At 69.3% G+C, this 6,172-nt stretch carries 7 protein-coding genes; 2 read left to right on the top strand and 5 right to left on the bottom strand.

Annotation, left to right across the window (positions count from 1 at the left end):
* Positions 1 to 313: 313 nt before the first annotated feature.
* Positions 314 to 661 carry a hypothetical protein gene (locus ACFP3H_RS19980; protein WP_378608238.1) on the bottom strand — a complete coding sequence of 116 codons (348 nt, stop codon included), beginning with the start codon at positions 659 to 661 and terminating at the stop codon, positions 314 to 316.
* Between the two features lie 53 nt (positions 662 to 714).
* Here ACFP3H_RS19980 and ACFP3H_RS19975 point away from each other — a divergent pair, with 53 nt between their 5' ends.
* Positions 715 to 1,218 carry a glycine-rich domain-containing protein gene (locus tag ACFP3H_RS19975; protein WP_378608236.1) on the top strand — a complete coding sequence of 168 codons (504 nt, stop codon included), beginning with the start codon at positions 715 to 717 and terminating at the stop codon, positions 1,216 to 1,218.
* Between the two features lie 5 nt (positions 1,219 to 1,223).
* Here ACFP3H_RS19975 and ACFP3H_RS19970 read toward each other — a convergent pair whose 3' ends face one another.
* From ACFP3H_RS19970 to ACFP3H_RS19955, 4 genes are all read right to left on the bottom strand, one after another.
* A complete protein-coding gene (locus ACFP3H_RS19970; RefSeq protein WP_378608234.1) occupies positions 1,224 to 2,996 on the bottom strand; it encodes an SDR family oxidoreductase in 1,773 nt (590 codons plus the stop codon).
* A gap of 32 nt (positions 2,997 to 3,028) precedes the next feature.
* On the bottom strand, positions 3,029 to 4,123 hold the full coding sequence (locus ACFP3H_RS19965) for a PDR/VanB family oxidoreductase (RefSeq protein WP_378608232.1): 1,095 nt from the start codon (positions 4,121 to 4,123) through the stop codon (positions 3,029 to 3,031).
* Complete coding sequence (locus ACFP3H_RS19960) at positions 4,120 to 5,022, bottom strand: metal-dependent hydrolase (protein ID WP_378608230.1); 903 nt, start codon at positions 5,020 to 5,022, stop codon at positions 4,120 to 4,122. Before ACFP3H_RS19960 ends, ACFP3H_RS19965 begins: the two co-directional genes overlap by 4 nt.
* A gap of 107 nt (positions 5,023 to 5,129) precedes the next feature.
* Positions 5,130 to 5,777 (bottom strand): rhomboid-like protein, encoded by a 648-nt coding sequence (locus ACFP3H_RS19955; RefSeq protein WP_378608228.1) that lies wholly within the window; start codon positions 5,775 to 5,777, stop codon positions 5,130 to 5,132.
* A gap of 115 nt (positions 5,778 to 5,892) precedes the next feature.
* Between ACFP3H_RS19955 and ACFP3H_RS19950 the strand changes: the two genes are divergently transcribed.
* Positions 5,893 to 6,156 carry a plasmid stabilization protein gene (locus ACFP3H_RS19950; protein WP_378608226.1) on the top strand — a complete coding sequence of 88 codons (264 nt, stop codon included), beginning with the start codon at positions 5,893 to 5,895 and terminating at the stop codon, positions 6,154 to 6,156.
* The last annotated feature ends 16 nt before the right edge of the window (positions 6,157 to 6,172 follow it).

Below are 6,172 nucleotides of genomic sequence, written 5' to 3'. Positions count from 1 at the left end.
AGGGCGATCGGTCGCCACGGTGGGTGGCGACCGATCGCCGATGGGTGTGCTCGCGGGGGGTTACGAGGCCTGCTGGCGGGCCCGTGCTCGTGCTTCGCTTTCGCGACGTTCGATGTTCTCCCCTGGATTGCTGGCCAGCTTGATCACTCCGACTACCAACAACAGAACCGTGACGACGGCCACGAGAATAATCAGTCCCTGCACGGAACATAACTTAACGCCTATTCCGTTGCGGCGCTTGATACTTTACAATCGCGCAGCCAGCGTCAAAGCGACACACCGGGTTTGGTGTCGGCGACAAACCCGACCGAGCTCAGGACCCGCCGCCGCATCCGCCACCGCCGCCACAGCTACTGCTGCTGCCCCCACCACAGCTACTGCTGCTGCCCCCGCCGCACCCGCTGCCGCTCGAACCCCCGCCGCAGTCGGCGGAAGAGCCCCCACCGGGACCGCCCGCGTCCCACGGCTCCCACTGCTGCCCCGACGTCGCGTCGAAGAACATGAACGTGCCTGCCGTCCCGGCCGATCCGGCCACCCACCGCGGATCCAGCGGACCCGAACGCGGCGGACTCAACTTGCGCACCAGCAACACCACGGTCGTCACCAGCACAGCGGTACCCAGTGCCAGAATTCCCAGCACGAACACGAGCGTCATCACCATTGCGGCAGGCTAACCCCCTGATCGCCCCGCCACCAGTGGTCCTAGAGTGAATTGTGGCGTTCACTCTCCGGCGACCGGGCCGACGACCCATCGACTTCGCGACGGTCGATCGCACCGTGGCGGCCCTGCCGCTACCCGAAGCGATCTTCAAGACCTGCCCGTGGCAACCGCGCGAACTCGTGGAAACCGGTCTGCGGCAATGGCTACGGTGCTGCGGCGCGGCCCTGCGCGACGATCAGGTGATCGGCATGCCCTCGCACGCGGTCGACGAGGCGTGGCACGGGCTGATCCTGTGTACCCAGCTCTACGCGAGATTCTGTGACCAGGCTTACGGCCGGTTCCTGCACCACTTCCCCGACGGCGTTGGTGACAGCACACAGGACCACGGTTCGATGGCCGAACAGCTCGGACGGACCGTGGTGGCCTGGTCGATGGTCGCGCGACCCGACGAGAAATGCGTCCTGTGGGACCTGGATCGGCGGGTCGGCGTCGCGGACCCGTGGGGTGTGGACGCCCGGCACGTCGCCGCGGTGGAGCAGCGACTGCGCCGGGCGTAGCGGACTCAGACCAGCTTCATCCGGCGCGCGGCGAAACGCACCGCGCCGGGGGCGATCCGGTTGATCCGGTATTGCAGCCACGATTCCGGCGTCACCGGGACGATGTCGCGCCCGGTCCGCACCGCGGCCACGATCTGGGCGGCCACCCGGTCGGGGGTGTAGCCGCGCCGCTCGTAGAGCTTGTCGAACTTCTGCTGGGTCGCGGCTTCCTCCTCGGCCGAGACGCCCGAGATCGTGGTGGTGGCAACGATATTGGTGTGCACGATGCCGGGGCACACGGTCGAGACCGAGACGCCGCGATCGGCGAGTTCGGCGCGCAGGCAGTCGGAGAACATGAACACCGCCGACTTGCTGGTGGCGTAGGCGGCCATATCGCGCTGGGGGCTGTAGGCGGCCATGCTGGACAGGTTCACGATGTGTCCGCCCAGGCCGTGTTCGGCCATCGCGGCACCGAAAGCGCGGCAGCCGTTGACGACTCCGCCGAGGTTGATCCGCAGCACCCGATCGAATTCGGCCGAGGGCGTGTCGAGGAACGCGCCCGCCTGGCCGACGCCGGCGTTGTTGATCAGCACGTCGGGCACACCGTGCGCGGCGATCACCGCGTCGGCGTGCTCGCGCACCGCGTCCTCGTTCGACACGTCCAGCGAATAGGGATGTGCCACACCACCTTCGGCGATGACGAGTTCGGCGGTCTGCTTGGCGGCGAGCTCGTTGACATCGGAGACCACCACCTCGGCCCCGAGTCGCGCGAACGCCAAAGCGGTCTCGCGCCCGATCCCGCTGCCCGCACCGGTGACGACGACCAGCTTGTGCTCGAATTCCCGGCGCGGAGAACCGACTTCGGCCCTGGCCAGCCCCCGCGAGACACCGGCTCCGGCGAGCGCGTCGATCAGCTCGGTGGTGGCGGTGGCCAGCGTCTCCGGGTGCGAGAAGGGCATCCAGTGTCCGGCGGGCACGTCGCGCCGCCACAGGCGGTCGGTCCAGCGCGCGGAGTCGTCGAATCCGGCGGGCCGCACCGCCACGTCGCGACCGGCGACGATCAGCTGCACCGGCACCTCGGTGCGGCGCTCGCGCGGGCTGAGCATGCGCTGCACGATATTGGCGCGGTAGATGAGCAGCCCGTCGACCATGTCGCGACGGAAGGTCGGCCCGAGCTTCACATTGGCGGCGGGGGTGTCGTTCATCAGCGATACCGCGCGCTGCCACACCTTTTCGGTGCCGACCGCGTTGAACGTGGCCCGCGGCAGGCCGGGGGTCATGAAGAAGAACGTGTAGGCCGAGGACGCGAGCTGGGTCATCGGCTGCCAGATATTGCGCGGCGACGGGCGCGAGAGCCGGTTGCGCACCCAGCTGGCCAGGTGGTCGAGGTTGGGGCCCGAGACCGAGGTGAACGAGGCGACGCGCTCGGCGGCCCCCGGCTCACAGACGGCCTCCCAGACCTGCACCGAACCCCAGTCGTGGGCGAGCACGTGGGCGGGGCGATCGGGGCTGACGGCGTCGAGCACGGCGTAGAAGTCGCGCGCGAGTTCGTCGAGGCGGAAGTCGTCGGTGCGCTGGGTGCGGGTGGACTCGCCGTGGCCGCGGGTGTCGTAGGCGACCACGTGGAAGCGGTCGGTGAGCAGCGGAATGACCCTGTCCCACAGGTGATGTGAGTCGGGCCAGCCGTGCACGAGCACGAGGGTCTCGGCGCTCGGGTCGCCGTACTCGAACACGGCGAGGTCGAACTCGCCGCTGCGGACGGTGCGCTGGTTGGCGGGCTGCGGGCTGTTGTCGGTCACGGTCTTTCGGACTCCCTGACTCAGAGGTGGATTCACAGGTCGAGCACCAATCGCGCACCGCGCGAACGGGATACACAGGCGAGCATGGCACCGTCGGCATGGTCGGCATCGGACAACGCGGTCTCGCGATGGTCCGGTTCGCCCGCGCGCACCCGCACCACGCAGGTGCCGCAGAAGCCCTGCCTGCACGAATACGGTTGATCGGGGCGCGCGTCGAGGATGGTGTCGAGCATGCTCCGGTCGGCGGGCACGGTGAGCACCGCACCGGTGGACGCGAGTTCGATCTCGAAGGCGGTGCCGTCGACGATCGGCGGCGGTGAGAATCGCTCGAAATGCAGTTCCACCTCCGGCATCTCGCGCACCGCGGCCACGACGGCCGAGGTCATCGGGGTGGGCCCGCAGGCGTAGACCGCGGTGCCGGGTTCGACGCCGGGCAGCAGGTCGGCGGCGGTGGGCAGGCCGTGTTCGTCGTCGGTGCGCACTGTCACGTTCGCCCCGAAGCCCTCGAGTTCGGCCAGGAATGGGAGGGTGTCGCGGCTGCGGCCGCTGTAGACCAGCGTCCACTCCACGCCGAGGCGGTGCGCGAGCCGGGCCATCGGCAGAATCGGCGTGATGCCGATGCCGCCCGCGACGAAATGCAGTCGGCGCGACGGTGATCCGTGGCCGGGGATGGCGAATGGGAAGGCGTTGCGCGGCCCGCGCACGACCAGCCGGGAACCGACGGGCAGCGCGTCGTGCACCTCGAGCGAGCCCCCGCCGCCGCCGGGGATGCGGCGCACCGCGATCTGGTAGGCGCGCTCGTCGGCGGGGTCGCCGCACAGCGAGTACTGCCGCAGTCGGCCCGAGGGCAGTTCCAGGTCCAGGTGGGCGCCGGGTCGCCAGCGCGGCAGGACCCGGCCGTCGGGAGCTGCCAGGCGCAGGCTCACCACGTCCTGGTCGTGGGCTTGGATCCGGCGTCGGGTGACCACCACCGGCAGGCGGCGGTCGTTCACGCGCGGACGCAGATCGTGGCGGTTGACCAGCGCGCTCCAGCGCAGTCGGGCGCCGGCGATGGCGTCGATGACCGCGACGGTCGGGTCGTGGCGACGCTTGCCGTAGAGGTCGGCGGGGATGTCGCGGGTGGTCACGACGCGGCCGCCCTGGCGCCCGGCGAGGCCGCCAGATACGCCAGCGCCTGCGCGGTGGAACCGACGTTCTCGGGTCGGTAGCCGGGTTGGAAGGTCGACAGCGCGCTGCCGACCAGCGAGGGCACCCCCGGCAACGCGCCGCGCCACATCGCGGCGAACACCCCGCCGAGCAGGCGCGGGTAGCCGTAGTCGGGCAGCTGCCGGTCCTGGTGGGCGAGGAAGCGCAGGCCGCGCACCATCACCAGCAGGAAGATCGGGAACACCAGCGTCATCGACGCGCAGCGGCGCACGTACCCGACCCCGAAGTACTCGGCCACGTCGTGGGCGACCGTGCGGTGTTCGACCTCCTCGGCGCCGTGCCAGCGGAACAGGTCGACCATGCGCGGGTCGGCACCGAAGCGCTCGAGGTCGGCGTTGAGGATCCAGTCGCCGAGCCAGGCGAAGAAGTGCTCGAGGCAGGCGATGAAGGCGAGCCGTTCGACAAGGATCTGGCGGGCCGCGCGATCGTCGCCGCCGCGCGAACCGAGCGAGATGCGGAACAGGTACTCCATCTGCCGCAGGTAGGGCCCCGCGTCGACGTCGTGGGCGATGAACACCTGCTCGAGCACCTTGGCGTGGGTCTGCGCGTGCATGGCCTCCTGGCCGATGAAACCGAGCATGTCCTCGCGCAGTTTCTCGTCCTTGACGTACGGGAGGGCTTCGCGATAGGTCTCGATGAACATGCGCTCGCCCTCGGGCAGCAGCATGTTCAACGCGCTGATCAGGTGGCCGGCGATCGGTTCGGACGACATCCACTGCAGGTCGATGCCCGCCCAGTCGAAGCTGACATTGCGGGCCGCCAGGGCGACCACGCCGGGATCGACATCGGGAGTGTCGCGTCCCCAAGGAAATAACTTCATCGGTACTCCTCGATCAACCGCGCGCACAGAGCCTGTGCGCCAAGTCGCGACGCTGCGACCTGTTCGGTGATCTCCATCATACAGTTATCCATTACTTCGCGTAACACCTAATGCTTCCGCAGCGTGCTCGGATCCCATCGGCGGCCACGTCCCCTGGTCAGCGGATAGCAGCCGAAACCCACCGCGGCCGCGCTCGCGTGCCCGATATCGGTGAAGGTGCGATGGAGGAAGATCGGCGGGATCAGCACGGCCAGCACGCCGAGGACGTACCACCACCGCCACGGCGTCACCAGCCGGTAGGCGAGCACCGCGGCGGCGCCCGCGAGCCCGTAGCTGACGCCCACGTCGAGGATGTACATGGCCTTCTCGGGCGCCTCCTCGCTGTGGATCGCCCACAGCAGCACGCCCTGGCTCACATAGGTGGCGCCGACGTGGGCGAGCACCACCACGACCAGCCAGCGCCAGGTGCCGAGCCACCGTTCGACATTGGCGTGGAACAGCGTGAACAGCACCGCGTAGGCGGGCCAGCCGCTGCCGTCGGTCCAGAACGCGCTGGTGAACAGGACCCGCAGCGGGTCGGTGCCCAGATTCCGCAGGTTGGTGGAGCGGTGATCGAGCCACTCGCGCGCCTCGTCGGGCGGCAGGACGTCGATGATCACCGTGGTCACGGCCAGCGCCGCGAGCCACAGGTACGTGCCGGGAGCGCTGCGGATCCACCGCCACGCGCGGTTCGCCGACTCACCGAGTGCGCCCACCGCCACAGTGTGCCAGGGCGCGGGCCGGAATCTTTCGCACTCGACTTCGGTTTTCGCGACCGATCCGGGGGTAGGCGGCAGAGGAGTCCGTCATCGCCGATCGAGAGGAACGAGGATGCCTCAGCAAGCGTGGAGCGCCAAGCGCGAACGGCAGTACAAAGACATCAAGAAGTCCGAACTCGAGCGCGGCGCCGGGGAGAAGCGGGCCGAGCGGATCGCCGCGGCGACGGTGAACAAGACCCGCGCCGAACACGGCGAGACCGAGTCGAGCCGGGGTCGCACCCGCGACGAGCTCTACGCCGAGGCCCGCCGTCGCAATATCGACGGTCGCTCCAAGATGACCAAGCAGGAACTGGCCAACGCCCTCGGCCGCGACTGACCCCACTGCGAAAGGG

This window comes from Nocardia lasii (genome assembly GCF_042658545.1).
Classification (GTDB): Bacteria; Actinomycetota; Actinomycetes; order Mycobacteriales; family Mycobacteriaceae; genus Nocardia; species Nocardia lasii.
The sequence above is the reverse complement of the archived record's forward strand: the minus strand, read 5'-3'. Positions and strand labels throughout refer to the sequence as shown.